This is a genomic window from Edaphobacter dinghuensis (assembly GCF_014640335.1).
In the GTDB taxonomy this organism is placed as follows: Bacteria; Acidobacteriota; Terriglobia; order Terriglobales; family Acidobacteriaceae; genus Edaphobacter; species Edaphobacter dinghuensis.
This window is the reverse complement of sequence record NZ_BMGT01000002.1, coordinates 956,792-975,990: the sequence shown is the minus strand read 5'-3', so window position 1 is coordinate 975,990 and position 19,199 is coordinate 956,792. Positions and strand designations below refer to the sequence as shown.

Annotated in this window: 17 protein-coding genes; 7 read left to right on the top strand and 10 right to left on the bottom strand. The window is 58.7% G+C overall.

Annotated features, from left to right (window positions below; genetic code table 11):
* Nucleotides 1–10 precede the first annotated feature (10 nt).
* From IEW09_RS09615 to IEW09_RS09600, 4 genes are all read right to left on the bottom strand, one after another.
* On the bottom strand, nt 11–988 hold the full coding sequence (locus IEW09_RS09615; RefSeq protein ID WP_188553928.1) for a ferritin-like domain-containing protein: 978 nt from the start codon (nt 986–988) through the stop codon (nt 11–13).
* A gap of 12 nt (nt 989–1,000) precedes the next feature.
* The gene (locus IEW09_RS09610; protein WP_188553927.1) at nt 1,001–1,927 is read right to left on the bottom strand and encodes a ferritin-like domain-containing protein; all 927 of its coding nucleotides are present in this window, start codon (nt 1,925–1,927) and stop codon (nt 1,001–1,003) included.
* A gap of 90 nt (nt 1,928–2,017) precedes the next feature.
* Nucleotides 2,018–2,731, bottom strand: a complete 714-nt coding sequence (bshB1, locus tag IEW09_RS09605) for a bacillithiol biosynthesis deacetylase BshB1 (RefSeq protein WP_188553926.1) — start codon at nt 2,729–2,731, stop codon at nt 2,018–2,020.
* A 103-nt stretch (nt 2,732–2,834) separates the two neighbouring features.
* Nucleotides 2,835–4,379, bottom strand: coding sequence for a hypothetical protein (locus IEW09_RS09600; protein WP_188553925.1), 1,545 nt, complete (start codon nt 4,377–4,379; stop codon nt 2,835–2,837).
* 179 nt (nt 4,380–4,558) lie between these two features.
* On the opposite strand from IEW09_RS09600, the gene IEW09_RS09595 reads away from it, so the two are divergent.
* Together IEW09_RS09595 and xseB are read left to right on the top strand one after the other, a co-directional pair.
* Nucleotides 4,559–6,496, top strand: a complete 1,938-nt coding sequence (locus IEW09_RS09595) for a bifunctional homocysteine S-methyltransferase/methylenetetrahydrofolate reductase (protein WP_188553924.1) — start codon at nt 4,559–4,561, stop codon at nt 6,494–6,496.
* On the top strand, nt 6,496–6,723 hold the full coding sequence (gene xseB / locus IEW09_RS09590) for an exodeoxyribonuclease VII small subunit (RefSeq protein ID WP_188553923.1): 228 nt from the start codon (nt 6,496–6,498) through the stop codon (nt 6,721–6,723). The genes IEW09_RS09595 and xseB overlap by 1 nt, the downstream gene beginning before the upstream one ends.
* Nucleotides 6,724–6,725: 2 nt before the next feature.
* Here the strand turns inward: xseB and pabB are convergent, their stop codons facing one another.
* The 3 genes from pabB to IEW09_RS09575 form a co-directional block, all read right to left on the bottom strand.
* Complete coding sequence (gene pabB / locus IEW09_RS09585) at nt 6,726–8,606, bottom strand: aminodeoxychorismate synthase component I (protein ID WP_188553922.1); 1,881 nt, start codon at nt 8,604–8,606, stop codon at nt 6,726–6,728.
* Nucleotides 8,607–8,809: 203 nt separating this feature from the next.
* A complete protein-coding gene (locus IEW09_RS09580) occupies nt 8,810–9,025 on the bottom strand; it encodes a hypothetical protein (protein ID WP_188553921.1) in 216 nt (71 codons plus the stop codon).
* Nucleotides 9,026–9,053: 28 nt separating this feature from the next.
* On the bottom strand, nt 9,054–9,440 hold the full coding sequence (locus IEW09_RS09575; RefSeq protein WP_188553920.1) for an MliC family protein: 387 nt from the start codon (nt 9,438–9,440) through the stop codon (nt 9,054–9,056).
* Nucleotides 9,441–9,744: 304 nt separating this feature from the next.
* Between IEW09_RS09575 and IEW09_RS09570 the strand changes: the two genes are divergently transcribed.
* Nucleotides 9,745–10,854, top strand: a complete 1,110-nt coding sequence (locus IEW09_RS09570) for a substrate-binding domain-containing protein (RefSeq protein WP_229739215.1) — start codon at nt 9,745–9,747, stop codon at nt 10,852–10,854.
* Nucleotides 10,855–10,869: 15 nt separating this feature from the next.
* Complete coding sequence (locus IEW09_RS09565) at nt 10,870–12,003, top strand: glycoside hydrolase family protein (RefSeq protein ID WP_188553919.1); 1,134 nt, start codon at nt 10,870–10,872, stop codon at nt 12,001–12,003.
* Between the two features lie 3 nt (nt 12,004–12,006).
* Here IEW09_RS09565 and IEW09_RS09560 read toward each other — a convergent pair whose 3' ends face one another.
* Complete coding sequence (locus IEW09_RS09560; RefSeq protein ID WP_188553918.1) at nt 12,007–14,733, bottom strand: family 78 glycoside hydrolase catalytic domain; 2,727 nt, start codon at nt 14,731–14,733, stop codon at nt 12,007–12,009.
* 204 nt (nt 14,734–14,937) lie between these two features.
* Here IEW09_RS09560 and IEW09_RS09555 point away from each other — a divergent pair, with 204 nt between their 5' ends.
* Complete coding sequence (locus tag IEW09_RS09555; RefSeq protein ID WP_188553917.1) at nt 14,938–16,098, top strand: M48 family metallopeptidase; 1,161 nt, start codon at nt 14,938–14,940, stop codon at nt 16,096–16,098.
* Between the two features lie 20 nt (nt 16,099–16,118).
* Entirely contained in the window at nt 16,119–16,580 is a 462-nt protein-coding gene (locus IEW09_RS09550; protein WP_188553916.1) for a DUF1569 domain-containing protein, read from the top strand.
* 32 nt (nt 16,581–16,612) lie between these two features.
* Here IEW09_RS09550 and IEW09_RS09545 read toward each other — a convergent pair whose 3' ends face one another.
* Entirely contained in the window at nt 16,613–17,284 is a 672-nt protein-coding gene (locus tag IEW09_RS09545) for a flavin reductase family protein (RefSeq protein ID WP_188553915.1), read from the bottom strand.
* A 126-nt stretch (nt 17,285–17,410) separates the two neighbouring features.
* Between IEW09_RS09545 and queF the strand changes: the two genes are divergently transcribed.
* The gene (queF, locus tag IEW09_RS09540) at nt 17,411–17,830 is read left to right on the top strand and encodes a preQ(1) synthase (protein ID WP_188553914.1); all 420 of its coding nucleotides are present in this window, start codon (nt 17,411–17,413) and stop codon (nt 17,828–17,830) included.
* Between the two features lie 10 nt (nt 17,831–17,840).
* On the opposite strand, the gene IEW09_RS09535 is transcribed toward queF, so the two are convergent.
* Nucleotides 17,841–19,082, bottom strand: coding sequence for an acyltransferase family protein (locus IEW09_RS09535; protein ID WP_188553913.1), 1,242 nt, complete (start codon nt 19,080–19,082; stop codon nt 17,841–17,843).
* Nucleotides 19,083–19,199: the final 117 nt, after the last annotated feature.

Genomic DNA, 19,199 nt, shown 5'->3' with positions numbered 1-19,199 from the left:
GGAAATGAGATTACTTAATCGTCCCGTTAAGGCCGGAAGGAAAGAAGACTCCCTTGTGAATGGTGGCGCTGGGGTCGGTTCCGGTAACGATGGCGAGGATCTGCGAGGTAGTGCGGCCCCAGCCGATAGAGTTCGAATCGCAATCGACGATGGTGGATGAAGCGACCGACGCCGAGCTGCCGTTGAGGGTGACCATGGTTGTCGTAAGGCCGATGTCGTCGGCCTTGGTTCCGGTGTAGGTGGTTGTCGACGCGCCGGAGGGATTCGCCAGCATGGAGCGCGCCGCCGAGATCTTCTGCGTGAGCGTGTTGAGGGTTCCGGTTCCGGCATCGAGAGCGTTGATGCTGGTGCGGATGAGGCCGGCGTGATAAGCCTCGACTGCGTGAATCCCTACCGCTGCGGGCAGAATTGTTTTTTTATCTTGAATCAGGCCTGCTGCTCCGTGATAGGCGCTGACACCGACGTCCTCGAAGATGTAAGCACCGATGAGAAAGTTGGCGTCGTTGGCAAAGGGATCGAAGGCAGATCCGATTCCTGCCACAGCGGCAAGCGCGTTGAAGGAGTTGTAAAGATCGATGTTCGGCATCGACACCGCAGCTGTGCTTAACGCTCCCTGAAGAAAGCTGACGTGCTTGCCTTCTTCGAGTGCAGTCTCCGTCGCATAGGCCTGGATGGTCGGCATGGTGAAGGTAACTTTGGTGAAGCTGGGCTTGAGCGTGACCGTTCCTGCAGTTCCACCGTTGACGCTGACCGGGATGGGAGTAGGAAGTTTGTCGATGGTGACGCCTGAGGCGGCGAGGTTATAGAACTGGGCCTCAAGGTATTCGAGGTTGAGGGCGAAGTTGAGGATATCGGTATCGGTGATGGCTGCCTGGGCGTCGGCCTTTGGTGTAAAGGCAAGGCCCGCGAGCGCTGCGCCGCCAATGGCCAGCAAAGCACGGCGACTGGAGATGATGGAATCGAGTTGTTTGGTCTCTGGATTTGCCATGATGATCTGTCCTTAGGATGCAGTCGTTGAGATGGAGCCGTTGAGGCCGTTGGGGAAGAAGCCACCGCTCTTTACGCCTGCGCCGGACGCCGCGGCGTAGACGATATGGAGCACCTGATCGGTGGTGCGAGAGAAGGCGATGGCGTTGGTGGTATCACATGCGACGATGCTGTTGATGCTAAGCATAGTCTCGTTGCCGCCGCCAAGCTTGCCGCGCAGAGCGGAGACCTGGTTGGCATAGTTGACGTAGGTCTGGTCATTCTTTGCTGCGGCCATGCCTACGAGCAGCGTACGAATCTCTGCGGCGTGATAGGCTTCGACGGCCTGAATTCCCGCTGCTGCGGAGAGGATACTGGCGTTGGTAATGGCAGGGGCAGCACCGGTGTAGGCGGTAACGCCTACGTCCTCAAATACGAATGCGCCTACAAGGAAGGCACTGGGGCTGGAGAAGGGATTGAAGCTCGAACCGATGCCGGCAGCCGAAGCGAGGGCGTTGAAGGCATTGGTGAAGTCGATGTTGGGCCGAGCAACGGGTGTTCCGCTGTTCTTCGAGATGGTCGCCTGAATAGCGCGGACATGATTGAGCTCGTCTTGTGCGATTTCGACAGCGTATTGCTGCATGGCAGCGGAGAAGCCTGGAACGGCGGCTCCGCCATTGACTGTTCCAGCACCAGAGAGAGCATCGGCAGAAGAGAGGCCGCTGCCGGTGGCAGCGCGAAGGTAGAACTCGGCTTCGAGGTATTCAAGGTTGAGCGCGAAGTTGAGAATGTCGTTGTCCGGAACATCCTGAGGAGGAGTGGTGGTCCCACCGCCGGAGGACGTAGATGCGGGTGAATTATTGCATCCGGCCAGAAATGCAGCCGCTGCTGTAGTTCCTGCCCCAGCCATGAACGTTCGACGGGAGACTGCTCTCTTGATAAGTTCATTTACTTTTTCCACGATAGGACCTCTCCTGAATGCAGGTTGAGTTGCGCCTTCATTCGGAGTACGGCCCCGCTGGTGCGGTGGATGTAAGAGAATTCAAAAAAACTAAATAGATTGGACGGGAAGAAGCATCAGGTCTTCAATGAGGCCGACTTCTTTTTGAACGAAAGGTTCTGCGTAACGCACACCCGCGAGCAGGCCATAGTGGCGTGCTGTAGCGAAGGTGCGCTCGCGGATATCGTCCTCGCGCACGAAGATAGAGTCGCCTGTGGATTGAGATGCGTATTGCGAGCGATAGGCTACCAGAGCCTGATAGCGCTGTTCGATGTGCGGTGTGATATCGACGACGAAGGAGGGGCGCACGTCGGCGTAGAGAGAGGCGTAGAGGATCTTATAGGGTCGGTGAGGCTCACCGGGGATGTCCAGCTTTGCGAGGCCGCTGATGAAGCAGGACTCGTAGCCGAGCGTGGCGCTGGTGTAGTGGTCGGGGTGACGGCCCTGCCAATAAGGCAGGATCACGACACGAGGCCGCAGACGACGGAGCACCTCTGCCACCTTAAGGCGATTGGCTAGCGTGTTCTCAACGTTGCCGTCGGGCAGGTCGAGAGCTTCGCGGTGAGCGACGTTGAGGATCTGCGCGGCGGCGATGGCTTCGGCCTCGCGTTCGGCTGCGGTGCCGCGTGTGCCTGACTCGCCGCGGGTGAGGTCGAGGATGCCTGTGCTCCAGCCGCGGGCGTGCATGGCGAGCAGAGTGCCGCCGCAGGTCTGCTCCACGTCGTCGCGGTGGGCGGCAATGGCAAGAATGTCGATGGAGGCCATGGTGGTTATGGTAGCAGCGGGCAAGCTTAAAGAGTGGGGCCCTATGCTTTGCGTGATCTGCAAAGCATAGGGCCTGATTTGTGATTTGTTTCGAGGCGAAGGTTTAGTTATCGGCGTCCGTGACGGCGTCTAAATAGGCGACGTCGAGGGCCGTGCCCTGTACAGTGACGTACTGGTTATCGATCTCAGAGCCATCGACGGTGCTGAAGACATGTACCTGGCCACCGTAGGCGGTATAGATCTTGTTGAAGCCCTGTACCCAGCAGAGGCCAGTGAGGTCGCCGTAGTAGTAGAGGTTCTGATTTGTGTTGGGATAGCCGACGGTTGCACCGGCAGCGGTACTGCCCGGTGTGACGTTGGGCACGATCTGAGCGGTCTTGGCTCCGAGATCGAAGCGCGTGAGACAGTTGTAGTTTGTGTTGAGCTTCTGACGCTCGCCGGTAGCGCAGTATTGCGAGCCGATCCAAAGGGTATTGTTGTCGGCGAAGAGCAGCTTGGTGTGGGTGCCGTCAGAGATGCCGTACTTGCCGGTGACCGCAGTGGAGGGACTGTTGGCGGCGGCGGCCAGGTTGACGGTGGTGAGATAGCCGGTAAAGAGACCGTCGGGCATCTGTTGCTGTCCCGCTACATAAAGTGTAGTGGAGTCTGAAAGCGCGACTGTGGCTCCGCCGGGAATGGGAACGTTCGAGACGAAGGCGGAATTATCGGGGATCGTCTTAGGAATGGTGTTGACGTTGAGCGTGCTCTGGTTGAGCAGTGTAAGGCTGGAAGTAGTTCCACCGCACTCGGGGCCGCAGTTGAGGATGAAGGCGGTGGTGCCGTCCAGCGAGAAGTAAGCTCCAATGGGGCGGTCGAAGGTGTTGGCTCCGCCCGCTCCTGCTCCTGTGGAGTTGACCGGAACAAGGCAGTAGACGGGCAGATTGAGTGGCTGGCAGTCGGTTGCGCCGGTAGACTGGATGGCCAACTGAGAAGTGGCGAACTGGTTGGCGTTGAGCTTGACCAGGCGGTAGATGATGTTGGAATTACGGACCATGGCAAGCACAACCGTGTCGCCCTGGTTGACGGCTACCTTGTCGATGTTCGGCAGATTGAGGCCGTAGCTACTGCCCGTGGCGTTATCGATGACGGCAAGCTGACCGGCGGCTTCTTCTGCCGCGTAGTAGTGCATGAAGCCGGGAGGAATAGCGATGGACGCGGCTCCAGGGAACTTGCCCGCCGACCCGGACGAGGATTCCTTGCTGTAGTCGATGATGCCCAGGCTGCCGTCAGTATTGGAGTAGACGTAGCCATGAACCTCCGCCGGGAAGTTGAAGATCATGCTGGGATAGCCCGAGTTATAACCGGAGATGGAGAAGGAGGGAATGGTGCCCTCAATATTGCTGCGGATGTCGCGCTTGGCGTCCACGATGGCCAGGGCTCCCGAGGCACTGGCTGATGTGCTCGAACCGTTGACCGTATAGGCGATCATGACCCGCTGGGCGAGTTTACTGGGTGGAACCGGCCGGTCGGCAAAGGTATATTGCGGAAACTTGTAGTAATAGTATTGAGCGCTGTGGCAGGAGCTGAGGGTGAGGCACGCGATGGCGATCAGCAGACCGCAGTAGATCTGGGCGCTGAGGGACTGGGCAAAGAGACTTCGATTCTTCAACGTGGACAAACTCCAACCTGAGCGCTGCGGCGTATTTATGCGGAGCCACGGCTATCCGCTGAGTATAACAAAGGAGGCAGGGTGGCTGGGTCAAAGGGGAATCCCGGGGAGCCTCGATGGCCGGGTTTGGAGCGCATCCGGCTGGTGGCTTAGGATGATAGGAATACCCGGAGAAGAAGATGAGTGATGGCGCTGGCGGTATTGGCATTCGTTATGTAGCAGAACCCGCTGCGGTAGACAGGCTGTTCGCAGGTGGAACAGTGCTGTGCGATGGCGCAATGGGGACGATGCTTTACGCGCGCGGCGTGTTCATCAACCGCAGCTACGACGAGCTGAACCTGTCGCAGCCGGAGCTGGTGCGCGAGGTCCATGCCGAGTACCTGCAGGCGGGCGCGGAGGTGGTGGAGACCAACACCTTTGGAGCGAACCGCTTTCGGCTGGAGCACTTCGGGATTCAGGATAAAGTCCGTGAGATCAATCTGGCCGGCGTAAAGCTGGCACGGGAGTGCGTGGATCAGATTCGCGAGAAGCAGGCCAGCGAGGCGTTTGTAGCCGGTTCGATCGGGCCGCTGGGAGTTCGGCTGGAGCCGCTGGGCAAGGTTGGGCTGGACGAGGCCCGGGATGCATTTGCCGAACAGATTCGAGCGATGGCCGAGGGTGGCCCCGGGGTTGGCGTCGATCTGCTGATGATCGAGACGATGACCTCATTGTCGGAGTCGAAGCAGGCGATTCGAGCGGCGCGGAGTGAAGCTCCCTGGCTTCCTGTGGTGGTGATGGTCACTGTCGACGAGGAAGGGAACTGCCTCGATGGCGCCTCCGCAGAGACTGCCGCCAACAAACTGACAGAGTGGGGCGCGGACGCTATCGGCTGCAATTGCAGCGCCGGACCGGCGACGGTGCTGAGTGTGATCGAACGGATGCGCAAGGTGACCCCGCTGCCGCTGGCGGCGATGCCGAATGCAGGGATTCCGCGAGCGGTCGAGGGGCGGACGCTTTATCTGACGTCGCCTGAATATATGGCGAGCTTTACTCGCAAGCTGGTGAAGGCGGGTGCGACCTTTGTGGGCGGCTGTTGCGGAACGACTCCAAGCTATACGCGGGCGATGAAGAGCGCGCTGCGTGCTCTGGGCGCGATGGAGACAGGTGCGCAGGTGATGGAGAGCGGTGACTCTGCCGCAGCTGCCGTCGTGAAGAACAAAGTCGAGCCGCCACCGTTGGCGCAGCGGTCGAAGATTGGGTCGATGGTGGCTGCGGGTGAGTTCGTCACCATGGTGGAGATTGTGCCGCCTAAGGGAATCGATTGCAGCAAAGAGGTGAACGGCGCCGCCGAACTTCACCGGCTCGGAGTGGATGCGATCAACGTGCCGGATTCGCCGCGGGCCAGCGCGAGGATGAGCGCCCAGAGCCTGTGCGTGCAGATTCAGCAGAACGTCGGCATCGAGACGATTCTGCACTACACCTGTCGCGACCGGAACGTGCTGAGCATTCAGAGCGATCTGCTGGGAGCATCCTCGATTGGGCTGAAGAACGTTCTCTGTCTGACCGGCGATCCGCCGAAGCTGGGGAACTACCCCGACGCGACGGCGGTCTTCGACGTGGACGCGATTGGGCTGGTGAACATCGTTCGCAACCTGAACTGCGGGCTCGATATCGGCAAGAATTCGATTGGCGAGTCAACTGGATTTACGGTTGCGGTCGCAGCCAATCCGGGAGTGCCCGACATCGATCAGGAGGTCCGACGGTTCGCCTATAAGGTGGAGGCAGGTGCAGAGTACGCGATTACGCAGCCAGTCTTCGATCTGCGGTTGCTGGAGGCATTTCTGAAGCGGATTGAAGGGTTCCGTATCCCGGTGATTGCAGGGATCTGGCCGCTGACCAATCTGCGTAATGCGGAGTTCATGAAGAACGATCTGCGGGTGAGTATGCCCGAAGAGATCATGGTTCGGATGGCCGCGGCGACTTCGCCCGAGGCGGCACGCGCTGAGGGGGTGAAGATCGCGCAGGAGATGCTCGCCGAGGCGCGACCGATGGTGCAGGGAGTTCAGGTGAGCGCACCGTTCGGCAAGTATGCGGCTGCGGCACAGGTGCTGGGTCTGGTGGAAGTGGGGGTGGTCTGATGGCCGACTTTGAGCAGAAGCTGACCGCACTGGAGGCCGTGGTCGAGAAGCTGGAGCGCGGTGATCTTTCGCTCGATGAGTCGGTGCGGCTGTTTGAAGAAGGAGTGAAGCTGTCGGACGCGTGTAAGAAACAGCTGGAAGACGCTGAAGGCAGGATTCAGGTGCTGGTCGAACGCGGAAGCCGCATGGTGGCAACTGATCTCGATGTCGAAGAGGACGACGAATAGCGCTATTGCGCCAGCGTCTGCAATGTGCTGTCGGCGGAAGAAAGCCTGACCTCGCGCATGCCGCGCAGCGAGTTGCATAGATAGATCGCATCCGCCGATTCCAGGTCTTCGAGTGTCAGGATTCTCTCTTTCGCTCCGGGATCAGTTTCGAGGATGTGACGACGGAAGACACCTGGGAGCACGCCGGAGCTCAGCGGAGGAGTGAGTAACCTACCTGCTCTGCTGATGAAGATATTGCTGATGGCTCCCTCGGTGATTTCGCCTTTCTCGTTCAGAAAGATGACTTCGTCAAAGCCATCATTGCGACACTTCGCGTATTCCGTTTCGTATAGTTTTCGCTGGGTTGTCTTATGACGAAGGAAAACATCTGTTGACGAAGTGCGTTCTGAAGAGAGATGGATGCGACCTGTCTGCCAAGCGATGTTTGCAGTGTGCTTCGCATAGGTGATGGTCAGGTCTCCTGATTCGGCGAGCAGGGAGCGCACACGATAAAGCTCTCCGGGTTCGAACAGAGACGCTTCTGCGATCAGTTGCGCTTTGATGGCAGCCCTGTCGAAAGCAAAGCCGAAGTAAGTAGCGGAGGACTCCATGCGATCGAGATGCATGCCGAGCAGGCGAAATTCCCCGTTCCAGAGCATTGTCTCAATCAGCTGAAACTCGTGCCGCGCGCGGACGAGGAACTCCGCCTTCAGCAGGCACTCACGATACTCGTCCTTCGGATCGGAGTCAGCGACAATCCCCCCACCCACTCCCATCTGCGCTTTGCCTTCATACAAGTCGAGCGTGCGAATGGCCACATTAAATGTTGCGCTCCCATCAGGAGCCATATAGCCGATAGAGCCGGTATAGATTCCGCGCGGCGCTGCTTCCAGCTCGTGAATGATCTCCATGGTACGAATCTTGGGAGCGCCGGTGATGGAGCCGCTGGGGAACACCCCTTTGAAGATGTCGTAATAGGTAAGCCCTTCGCGAAGCCTGCCCGATACTGTCGAGGTCATCTGTAACAGTGTCTGATACGTTTCGACGGAGAAGATATCGTCCACCTGCACGCTGCCCATCTCGCAGATGCGGCCAATGTCGTTGCGCAGCAGGTCTACGATCATTACGTGCTCGCAGCGATTTTTTTCATCGTTCTGCAAGCGAATAGCAGCCTGCACATCTTCCGCAGCATCGAGGCCGCGCGGCATCGTACCCTTCATGGGACGGGTGATGATCTTTCCTTCTTCGATCTTGAAAAATAATTCCGGAGAAAGTGAGAGAATCTGATGTCCGGCTACATTCAGGAACGCGCTATAGGCCACAGGTTGCTGCTGCAACAACGTAGCAAATGCAGCGTCAGCCCCAATTTCAGAGCGGACGCTTACCTTGTCGGTGAAGTTGACCTGATAGGTCTCTCCGGCAGCAATGCATTCCTTGATACGCTCGATCTTCCCGGTGTAGTCCTCTTCCGAGATCGCCAATGTAACGCTATCCGCGAAGTTGGCTGGAGCTTTTGTCGTCTCACTGGATAAAGAGAGTGGCAGGTCGCCATCGAAACGGCCGGTCTCGTGATCAAAGATTACAGGCTTGCGATAGATTCCAAACCATGCCAGCGGGAGACTCTGCTCCGTGAGAGCGATGCCCTTGAAACGCTCGAAGTGATACCCGCACTCGTAGCTGAGATAGCCGGTTGCATAGAATCCCTCGGCCAGCGCCTGCTCGATGCGCCGGAAGAGTTCGGGAATTTCTTCAAGCGTGCGGGCAGTTATTGTTTGAACAGGATCGAGAAAGAGCAAGCTTCGCTTGTTCGATGGATCGAAGCAGGCGGTCTGGAGCAGGACAGAGTTCGGATTGCAGGCAACCAGAGTGTGCAACTGCTGCGGAAGCTGGTGCCATCGATTCAAGCTGTCTCCATTGACGCGGCGCAGGGGATTCGATCATCCTGCCGCAAGCCCTCCCGTTATCTTAATTCAGTATTGATCTTTTCGAATTTGCACGAGGTCGTTCATTTACCCGCCGTCACCATGGCAACTGCAAAGCGCAATTCATGCAGAGATAGAGTCTTCGACGGCACCCACCATGCCGCTCTCTTAGGAGGGAATCACTCTTACCAGTCTCGTCCGATGTGAGGTATCCGCGCGCAGTCTCCTTCGGTGAGATAGCAGCGCAGCAAACCGCACACGACTGCCATTCCTACGCCGACGATCATGAACCATATGCCCGAGCTGGTCATGATCTTTCCCCTGAAGTAAGGAAGGAGGAAGACGACAACTCCTCCATACATCAGGATTGTCAGCACGATACGCCATGTTTTTCTCGTCATCTCTCAACCTCCTTTGAAAGCGCGTCTCTCATCTCTTCTCCACCGCATGGCACTCGGCCTTTGGATGTCCATCGACACCATCGGCATAAAGAGTTACACCGCGCGCGCCCGCGTCCCACCAGATATAGCGCCCGGCAGCATAACGCGCACCCGAGCCGGAGATTACATTTGCGAAGACCAACGCCTGTCCATGGATAGGAAGCACAGCCAGATGGTTCTCTCCGGCGTTCAGATAGTCGACCGTGAAAGGCCCCGAGGGAAGGCCAAGCGCGACGCCATCGGCACCGCACTCGAAGGTGGCATGAATCCGTGTGACTGGAACGCCCGGCAGGCGCACGGAGAGGTCCTCCGCAAGGGGCGAAGCCACCGTCCCTGCTATCAGCACTATCCCGGCAATCACAGCCGCATATCGCATACGCAATCTCCCGCGCGCACTATGCTATGCCGAAATCATTCGCCTGGCCACAAATAACATGCCAGGCACCGGCAGCGATACTTCGCTGCATCGCTCCATGGTTTTAGACGGGCGGCGCTCTCTTTTGTCTCGTTTGCTCCTGCCTTTGCTGCCGGGCACGTTGCCGGGTGTTTTCTCCCTTTAATTCCGGTTCGCGGAAAATCCGGGAATTTGAGGCTTCAACTCAAATCAATTCCTACGCTATGCTTGTTTCAATCGTTGGAGAGGCATAAACCCAGCCGCTACTGCACGAAGGAGATGTATCTTGTCGAACAAGACCTCAAACCACCTCTATCTCATCCCCATCATGTCCGCTGCGCTCGATGTTCTCGAGTATCTCCAGCGTGAGAACCGCTCTCTTCCGCTCGAGCAGATCTATCGCGAGACCCGCCACTCCAAGACCAGCGTCTACCGCATCCTCAAGACCTTCGTCCATCGCGGATACGTGTCGCAGTCGCCCGACGGTCTCTATCGCAGCGCCAGCCGCCCACGCAAGATGCGCTTCGGCTTCGCCGGACAGAGTGGCGATCAGCCCTTCTCGCAGGCAGTTACGGAGAGCCTGCGCGCCGCTGCTGCGACCTCCGGCGTCGATCTGCTCGTTCTCGATAACCGTTACGATGCATCGACCGCACTCGCCAACGCTGAGGAGTTCATCCGCGAGCGGGTCGAGCTTGTCATCGAGTTCCAGGTGGAAGACCACGCCGCGCCCATCATCGCCGCGCGCCTCGCCGCTGCCGGCATCCCATTGATGGCCATCGACATCCCCCACCCCAACGCCACATACTTTGGCGTCGACAACTATCGCATCGGCTTCCAGGGTGGCGAGATTCTTGCTAATTATGCCATCGACCGATGGGGTAAACAGGTGGACTGGATGCTCGGCCTCGACATTGAAGAGGCGGGCACGCTCGTCCAGAGCCGCACCACCGGCGCGTTCGAAGCCGTCCGCACCCTGCTGCCGTCGTTGCCGATCGAGTCCTTTGTCCGCATGGATGGCCGTGGTCTCCGCGAAGAGAGCCATCGCCTGGTCAGCGACTTCCTCCATCGTCACCCGCACGACAAACACATCCTTATAGCTGCCGCCAACGACTCCAGCGCTCTCGGTGCGCTCGAAGCCATCCGCGAGCTTAATCGCCAGCACGATACTGTCATCATCGGCCACGACGGCATCCCCGAGATGCTCGCCGAGCTTGAAGACCCCACCAGCCCTGTGCTGGCCTCGATCTCGCCGGACGTTCAGCAATACGGCCCGGGCCTCATCCATCTTGGTGTGCTGCTCGTCACCGGCAACACGGTGCCGCCCTACAACTACATCGACCACAAGATCTTCAGCCGAGCCACTGTTCCGGCTTCCGTCGAAGTCGTATCAAGGTAGAACGGCTCACCAAGCATGAAGAACACTCGCCGTCAGTTTCTCCGCAACTCTGCTATCGCTGCAACTGCCGCTGCGTCACCTCATCTTTCGTTCGCATCGAAGGATGAGGTCGCGCCCTTCCGCACGCCGTACAAGTATCCAAAGCTCATTCTCAAAGCCACCGGCAAGAAGGGTGACTTCGATGAGCGCAGCGTGGACGACCCCATCGTCTTCCACGCCAACGGCGCCTTCTACATGCTCTACATCGGATTTGACGGCATCGGCTACCAGACCGGCCTTGCCAGGTCGACGGACCTTCTCCACTGGGAGCGCGTCGCGCTTGTCGCCCCTCGCGATCCGTCATCGAAGTTCACAAAGTATAACCTCGCCCTCAGCTCCATTCTTCGCGACAAGCAGCTTCGCTCCAACGGTGAAGCCATCAAGATCAACGGGCGCTATCTCGGCGCGTGGAACGCCTACCCCGGCGCAGGCTACGAAGAAGGTGCAGCCGTTATCGGCCTGGCATGGTCCGACGATCTTCTGCACTGGCAGCTCACCGATCCCATCCTCTATCCGCAGGACGGAGCACCGTGGGAGCATGGTGGCCTCTACCGTCCCGATCTCATGCTCGACCGCGGAACGTATTACCTCTACTACAACGCCAAGACCGACCCGCTGCCGAAATCTGTCGGCGGAGGCTGGCACGAGCAGACGGGAGTAGCCACCTCAACCGATCTCAAGACGTGGAAGCGATATCCGGAAAATCCTATACTCCGCAACGGCCCCCGAGGCAGCGCGACCTATCCGGCGTCGAATCCCATTCACGCTACGCAGCCACCCACTCCGGACGCACGCGACAGCCGCTTTGCCTCCAATCCCTTCGTCGTACAAAACGGCTGCGACTTCGCCATGTTCTACTTCGGCTTCAACTATGAGCGGCCTGGCCGCGCCCGCGAGCTGCTTGCGCTCAGCGTCGATCCTTACACCTTCGTCAAAGTGCCGGAGATACTCATCGACACCGGAGCGCCCGGCAGCATCGACGAGACCTTCGCTCACAAGCCGTCCGTTATTACTCACGAGGGCGTGCTCTATCACTTCTACTGCGCGGTCTCGGGTCAATACCCGAACGAGATCCGAGGCATCGCCGTAGCCCGCTCCAAGCCGTGGTAGCTATCACTTCACGATGAAGTGATAGCTGCCCGAAGCCACGCGATACTCCGCCGCACCATTGGATCGCTGCACAAATGTAACTTCCGCAGCCTTCTCCGCTGGCGTCGAACCTTCCATCACCGCAGTTCCATCGGCCGCCGGAACCCAGACCGTCCCCGTCTCTCCCGCCGGAATGGTCACATCCATAGCAAGCGCACCGTTGTCTCTCTTCCAGTCACTCTCGATCTTTCCCAGCTTCGAATCGTACGAGCACCGCACCCAATCCACGCCATCGACAATCGCCGGGTGGATCGTAATCCGCTCATCCTTCGCAGAACGCGAGAGATCGAAGTCGATTCCGCCCAGCCCGCGATAGAACCACTCTTCCGCGCCTCCCAGCATGAAGTGGTCCTGCGAGCTATGCGGATTGGCGTCCCACGCCTCCGTCAGCGCGGTCGCGCCCGCCGCAAGCTGCGAGCCATAGCTCGGCGGATCTTTCCGCATCATCATCGCCATCTCGACATCGCTGCGTCCCGCTGCCATCAATGCCCGCAGCATGTATGGATAGCCGATCTCTCCCGTAGTCACATGGTCGTTGTGCGCGTGGATGTCGGCGACAATGTGTTCCAGCACGGTTGCGCGCTCCGCCTCCGGCACCAGTCCAAGCGAGAGCGGCATCGCATTCGCCGTCTGGCTGCCCTTGTCGTACTGTTGCGTCGACGCATTCCAGAAACGCGCATTGAATGCCGTCCCTGTTCGCGAAGCCAGCGCGTCATAGCCTGCCGCATCCTCCGGCTTGTCCAGCAGTCTGGCAATCTTCGCCATCGTCACCGCATCCTGATAGAGCATCATCGTCGCAGTCACACCCAACGTCGTCTGCTTGCCAAACCCCGGCCCGCCCGGTCCAATGTCGTACCAGTCACCCAGCCCATAGGCGACGATGCCGTCCTTCGCCTTGCCCTCTAGGAACTTCACGTACCGCTGCATCATTGGATAGCTCCGCTGCAGCTCGCCGATATCTCCATAGGCGCGATACGCCGACCACTCCGCCAGCACGCTGGCCGATCCCCACTCCGGCGAGTCATCAAAGACGCCATAGCCTTGTTTGCCAAAGACGGTGTACTCCGGCGCAATCGTCGGAACCATCCCATCCACCTTCTGCGCATCGGCCATATTTTTTTCGGTCGCGGCGAACAGTCCCTGCAGATCGCTGTTGAAGATCAGCCCCGGAGCCACAAGATGCGTCTCCTCCAGCCATCCCAGCTTCTCGCGGTGGGGACAGTCGGTAAACAGGCTGACCGAGTTGTTCTGCATCGCCATCACGATCAGGTGATGAATGCTGTTTAGTTGCTCATTTGAGCTTGTGAACTCGCCCACCACCGGCGAAGAGGTATGCACCGCATCGCCGATCAGCGAAGCTACCTCTCCCGTTCCCGAGGCCCACTCTACCTGCACATAGCGAAAGCCGTAGTAGCTGAATCGAGGATGCCACTCCTCCGCGCCCGTACCCTTCAGCGTGTAGCTGAACCACTGCGGCCCCTTGGAGCTCATCTGCGATACAGTCCCATCCGCATTCAGCAACTCGCCGGGAATCATCTTCACGACAGCGCCCTTCGTCCCGCTCACCTTCACATCGGGCCATCCGGCAAAGTTCTGCCCCAGGTCATAGACCGTCACTCCCGGCTTTACCTCCGTCGTCTTCACCGGCATATATGTCTTCATCACTTCAATCGGCGGAGCGATCTCAGACTCCAGCTTGCCTCCGGGCCCATCCACCACACTCACCCGTTTCCATCCCTTGTCTCGAAACCCAGCCGAATCCCACCCCGCCTGCTCCTTCGTTGCATCGTAGTCCTCACCACCATAGGTCGAAGAAAAAGTGATCGGCCCTGCCGCAGACTTCCAGGAGCCATCGCTTACGATCGTCTTTGTCTTCCCGTTGGCATACGTCAACCGCATCTGCACCATTACCATCGGCCGCCCAAAACTGTTCACCAGCTTGGTGTAGCGGTGCGGAGTCCTCACCACGTTGAACATCCCATTGCCCACCATCACGCCCACTGCATTCTTGCCCTGGCGCAGCATCGAGGTCACGTCATAAGCCTCATACCGAACCGTCTTGCCATAGTCCGTCCATGACGGAGCCAGCTCGGCGTCGCCCACCTTGCTGCCGTTCAGATGCACCTCGCCCTGCCCCAGCGCGGAGACATACAGCATCGCCCGCACCAGCTTGCGCTTCACCGCGAACTGCCGCCGGAATATCGGCATATCCTCTGTCTTGTTCGTCGTTCCGGCCTGGGCAATCCACTTTGCCGTCCACTCTGCCGGAGCCATCGTCCAACTTGCAGCCGCGCTCCACGGAGCGGAATCGCCTCGCTCGTCCCAGACCATCACCTTCCAGAAGTAAGTCTTCTCCGCAACCAGCGGCTTTCCTCGGTAGACGATCCCAAAGTTATCGCCCGACGCAACTCGCCCACTGTCCCACACATCGCCTTGCCCTGCGTCCAGAGCCTTCTGCGAAGAAGCCACCAGCACGCGGTAGGCACTTTGCCCAACGCCGCGCATATCGCTGCTCGCCGCCGCCAGCCGCCACTCCAGCTGCGGTGCAACCTCTTCCACCGCCATCGGTTGCGTCTTCGCATCGCATTGCAGTTCCGCCGCTGCGAGTAGTCGTCCCTCAGCATGTCCTGCCCCACATCCCAACCCTGCGAACAACGTACACACCACCACGCGCAACCAAAACTGAGGCATTCAAGGCTCCTTCGAATATTCCGACTTACAAAATTACCCTGCTGTCCATTGTTGTGTCTCGGTAAATTTTTCCTCTGGTGAAATTCCGGGCTCTTCGGCAGACGGCCCCCACTATCTTTGACACCCTTAAAAGGCGCATACTACGTCAAATGAAGTGTTGAGTTGCGTCTCCCGGCAAGGAAGCAGCTCATCAGGAGAACTCCCATGCGACCCGTCACGCAACTTGCCCTGGCCGCCCTTCTCATCGCGACCCCAGCCGCTTTTGCTCAGGTTCAAACCCAGACCCAGGGACCGGTGTCGACGATTCCAACCGAGTCGCCCATCCCCGGCAAGCCCACTGCGACCCCCGATGAGAGCAAGGCCGCTGCGGCCAAGGCTGCTGCCAAGACCGACTCCCTGCCATCACCCGGTGAAGACCTCGATCCCCACATTAAGAAGGGCAGCGAAGACGACGTCAGCGCCGTAGGCGACCGCAACATCGGCGGCCGCGGCATGGGCAACTGGTACTCCACCGACTGGGAGATCCGCAACGGCAAGCAGTACTCCATGGAGATCGAGAAGTCGGCCCACATGGTCACCGATCCCGTCATCAACGAGTACGTCAACCGCATCGGCCAGAACATCGTCAAAAACTCTGACTGCAAAGTCCCCTTCACCATCAAGGTCATCGACTCCGACGAGATCAACGCGATGGCACTTCCCGGCGGCTTCTTCTACGTCAACAGCGGCCTCATCCTCGCCGCCGACGAAGAGGCCGAGCTTGCCGGTGTGATGGCCCACGAGACCGCACACGTCTGCGCCCACCACGCCGCCCGCGAGATGACGCGGCTGAACTACATGCAGATCGGCTCCGTCCCGCTCATCATCTTCACGCAGGGCTCGTGGACCGGCTACGGCATCTACGAGGCCTCGCAACTCGCCATCCCCGTCACCTTCCTTCAGTTCTCCCGCAACTTCGAGGCCGAGGCCGACTGGCTCGGACTCCAATACATGTACAAGGCCGGCTACGATCCTCAGGCCTTCATCCAGTTCTTCGAAAAGCTCGACGCGCTCGAGAAGCACAAACCCGGCACGCTGGCCAAGGTCTTCTCCGACCATCCTCAGACGCCGGACCGCATCGCGCGTTCCGAAGAAGAGATTGCGACCATCATGCCGCCCCGGCTCGACTACATCGTCACCACCAGCGAGTTCGACGATGTCAAAGCCCGCCTTGCCCGGCTCGAAAACAAGCGCAAGCTTAACGACAAGAATGGTGGCAACAAGCCAACTCTGCGTCGCGTAGGCGGCACCAACAACGATCCCAATAACCCCAACAATCCGGCCAACTCCGGCGACGACAGGCCAACACTCAGCCGCCGCGATTAATGCCCTACAGTTGGGACAGGTTGAATACGCTTGCAGATCCGGCGGTTCGAGTGACCCTCATCCGTCGCTTTGACAGACTTACCCCTCAAACGTCTGCGCGATGGGGCACGATGTCCTCTACGCAGATGCTTCGCCATCTTGTCCTTGCCTTTCGCATGGCGATGGGCGAATGCGCAGTCGCCGATGCTGCGTCGAGAAAGTTCGATAATCCACTTGTTCGTTTCGTTGCGCTTACTCTGCCCATCCCATGGCCTAAAGGAATCAAGACTGTTCCCGAGATCGATTGTGCTGCATTGCGGCCCTCGTCTGTGGACTTCGCGGATGAGCACGCAAAGATAGCAGTTGCCATCCGATGCTTCGGTGAGGTCTCCGCCGCAAACCTCTGTTCCACTCATCCGATGTTTGGCTCGCTCAATCGATCGCAATGGATGCGGTGGGGCTTTCGCCACACCGATCACCATCTTCGCCAGTTCGGTTGCTGATATCTGCGATCAGGATTCCATTGGCTCGCGGCTCACTTTGCAGCCGTAGTTTCCTCCATCATCTCCTTCACTCGCGCCGGTCGATACAGATCTTCAGAGATCTCCGCCAGTCGTGAACGATGCACCTGCTCTCCCAGCCCATAGAACTCGCAAAAGCTCATAATCAGCGGCTTCCACTTGTTGGGATCGATGCGGTTCCCATCCCTTCCCATCAGAATCTCCGGGTGCGCATGCACGCGCAGAATGCGAACCTCAAGCGCGATCAGGCTCCCGTTCGTCTCAGGAGCGAAGGGGTGAGCAGCCGTCAACTCCGCCTCCATCTGCAACGGGCATTCGCGGACCAGCGGCGCATCGACAAGCTCGGCATCCTCCGGGGTAAATCCCGATGCACCAAACTTGTCTGCGCAAAAGGTATATCCGCGAGCCTGTTTGTGCGGAGGCACCGGGTCGGAACCCGTAAGCCGCGCCAGCCCATTCACCTGCGACACCTCTGCCACCGAAGGCAGATTGATCGTGCACTGGCGCGTGCGTTGCAGATTCTGCGGCGTCTTGGAGTTCGCACCAAAGCCGAGCATGCAGTTCCACCCCAGCCACCATGCCGAAGAGATGGGCGCAAGGTTCGGTGAGCCGTCCTCATTCAACGTGCCGATAAGCACAACAGGAGTGCCGACATAAAGAATCGAAGGATGAACAGTTAGATGCATCGTGTGATTTCCTTTTCGAGATGAGATTCTCTCGACCATAAGCAAACCCGCGCCGCACAACACTCCGAATAGTGCCTTCAAACTCGACGCAGCACCCGGCAACAGCCACCGCGATAAAATAGATGCATGACCACCAAGCGCACAACGGGCTACACCGACGACCACGCCGCCGCCGGCCTCGACATCAAATTTCCCGCCATCGAGACATGGAAGAACCAGTTCAAGGCTTACGAGATCCTCGTCGACGACCCTGAGTTCACCAGCGTCTGCCCCAAGACCGGCCTGCCCGACTTCGGCCGCATCACCATCCGCTACATGCCCCGCAAGAGCTGCCTCGAGCTCAAATCGCTCAAGGAATATCTCTTCACCTACCGCAACCTCGGCATCTTTCAGGAAAACATCGTCAACCAGATCCTCGACGACGTGGTCAAAGCCTGCGATCCCGTCTGGGCCAAGGTAGTCGGCGACTTTCGCCCCCGCGGTGGCATCTCGACCGTCGTCGAAGCCTTCTCACCGCGCCCCAAAAACTCCAAAGGCCCGATGTAATCGCTGGATCTCAAATCCGCAGGAAGAGATTCCTGCGGTACATCCAGAACAGAATCAACCAATAGATGAGAAGCGCAACGATGCCGAACATCAGCGGCGCCAGGCCCAATCCAAATATCTGGAAGACCCGATAGCCCAGATGGATGTGCAAATTTCGCTGAATGGACTCTCCGAATAGATCGGCTATCAGATAAGCCGCGATTGAGTTCATACCGACGACCACCAGCGGAAACGCCCATCGCCGATACGCCTTCACGTCGATCACCCAAGAGAACACTGCAAGGAAGTAGAAGCATAGGCCGCCGCTGAACAGCGTCCACGCTGGCGTCCAGATGCGCTTCACGATGGGGCATACTCCCGTCACATGCAGCAGCAGCGAAGCAGCGACAAGCAGCGTTCCCACAACCCAAAAGCGCTTCACCGGAATCTTCGGCGCAGCCGAGCGGAACCACTCGCCCGCTCGCAGACCAAGCAGCATCGTTCCCAGCGTAGGAATAAAACTCAGCGTAAGATAGCCACCCTCATTGAAGGCGAACCGAGATGCGCGCGGAAAGAGATTCAGAAACCAGACATCGAACGCCTGCCCAAGATTGCTGTTCTTGTTCCAGTGCGCGGCAAATCCGCTGAAGTTGTGGTGCCACGTCGCAGGCACGCCAACCGCTGCGTAGTCAAAGTTCGCCCCCGGCGCAGGATAGAGCGCCCAAGCCAGCCAATACCCAAAAAGAATCGTGCCCAGCGCCGTCCATTGCCACTTCGGTCGGCAATACGCCAGCAGAAACGCGAACGTATATCCCATACCGATCTGCGTCAGCGTGTCTTCAAAGGTGAAATAGGTCTGCCCGCTATGGGTTGACCGCAGAAAGATTCCCAGCGCAATCAGAATCAAACTTCGCCACAGCGTATGCGCCAATTGCTTCCGAAAGCTCTGCCCTTTGCGAATACGGCTATGGATCGAATAGGGAAGCGCAACGCCCACCAGAAACGTAAACGACGGCTGGATCATGTCATGCAGACCAACGCCCGCCCACTCCACATGCGTCTGGTTGTAGGCAAGCACATGCCAGAAGAGGCTATGAGGAAACGCCCGTGCGACGGCGGCGAAGCTCAACACCTCGCCCATCATCAGCAGCATCACCAGTCCGCGATAGGCATCGACGGCAACGTTGCGCGGAGGAGTCGCGGTCCGCGGTGCCGCTGGCTGGACCAAGTTAGCGTGTGGGTTCGCGTGTACTTCGCTGATCGTCGCTTGCATGCATTTCGCTCCGATTGCTTATCTCATGCCTGTCTGAACAGGCATCACGACTTGAATCTGTAGAGCTTTAGAGCCTTCGCAAGGTAACACATGAAATTCGTGTATGCCTGCGAAAGC

Coding starts and splice junctions, on each gene's coding strand:
- IEW09_RS09615 (WP_188553928.1), bottom strand. CDS start 988: ATGGCAAATCCAGAGACCAAACAACTCGATTCCATCATCTCCAGTCGC.
- bshB1 (WP_188553926.1), bottom strand. CDS start 2,731: ATGGCCTCCATCGACATTCTTGCCATTGCCGCCCACCGCGACGACGTG.
- IEW09_RS09595 (WP_188553924.1), top strand. CDS start 4,559: ATGAGTGATGGCGCTGGCGGTATTGGCATTCGTTATGTAGCAGAACCC.
- xseB (WP_188553923.1), top strand. CDS start 6,496: ATGGCCGACTTTGAGCAGAAGCTGACCGCACTGGAGGCCGTGGTCGAG.
- IEW09_RS09580 (WP_188553921.1), bottom strand. CDS start 9,025: ATGACGAGAAAAACATGGCGTATCGTGCTGACAATCCTGATGTATGGA.
- IEW09_RS09575 (WP_188553920.1), bottom strand. CDS start 9,440: ATGCGATATGCGGCTGTGATTGCCGGGATAGTGCTGATAGCAGGGACG.
- IEW09_RS09565 (WP_188553919.1), top strand. CDS start 10,870: ATGAAGAACACTCGCCGTCAGTTTCTCCGCAACTCTGCTATCGCTGCA.
- IEW09_RS09560 (WP_188553918.1), bottom strand. CDS start 14,733: ATGCCTCAGTTTTGGTTGCGCGTGGTGGTGTGTACGTTGTTCGCAGGG.
- IEW09_RS09555 (WP_188553917.1), top strand. CDS start 14,938: ATGCGACCCGTCACGCAACTTGCCCTGGCCGCCCTTCTCATCGCGACC.
- IEW09_RS09545 (WP_188553915.1), bottom strand. CDS start 17,284: ATGCATCTAACTGTTCATCCTTCGATTCTTTATGTCGGCACTCCTGTT.
- queF (WP_188553914.1), top strand. CDS start 17,411: ATGACCACCAAGCGCACAACGGGCTACACCGACGACCACGCCGCCGCC.
- IEW09_RS09535 (WP_188553913.1), bottom strand. CDS start 19,082: ATGCAAGCGACGATCAGCGAAGTACACGCGAACCCACACGCTAACTTG.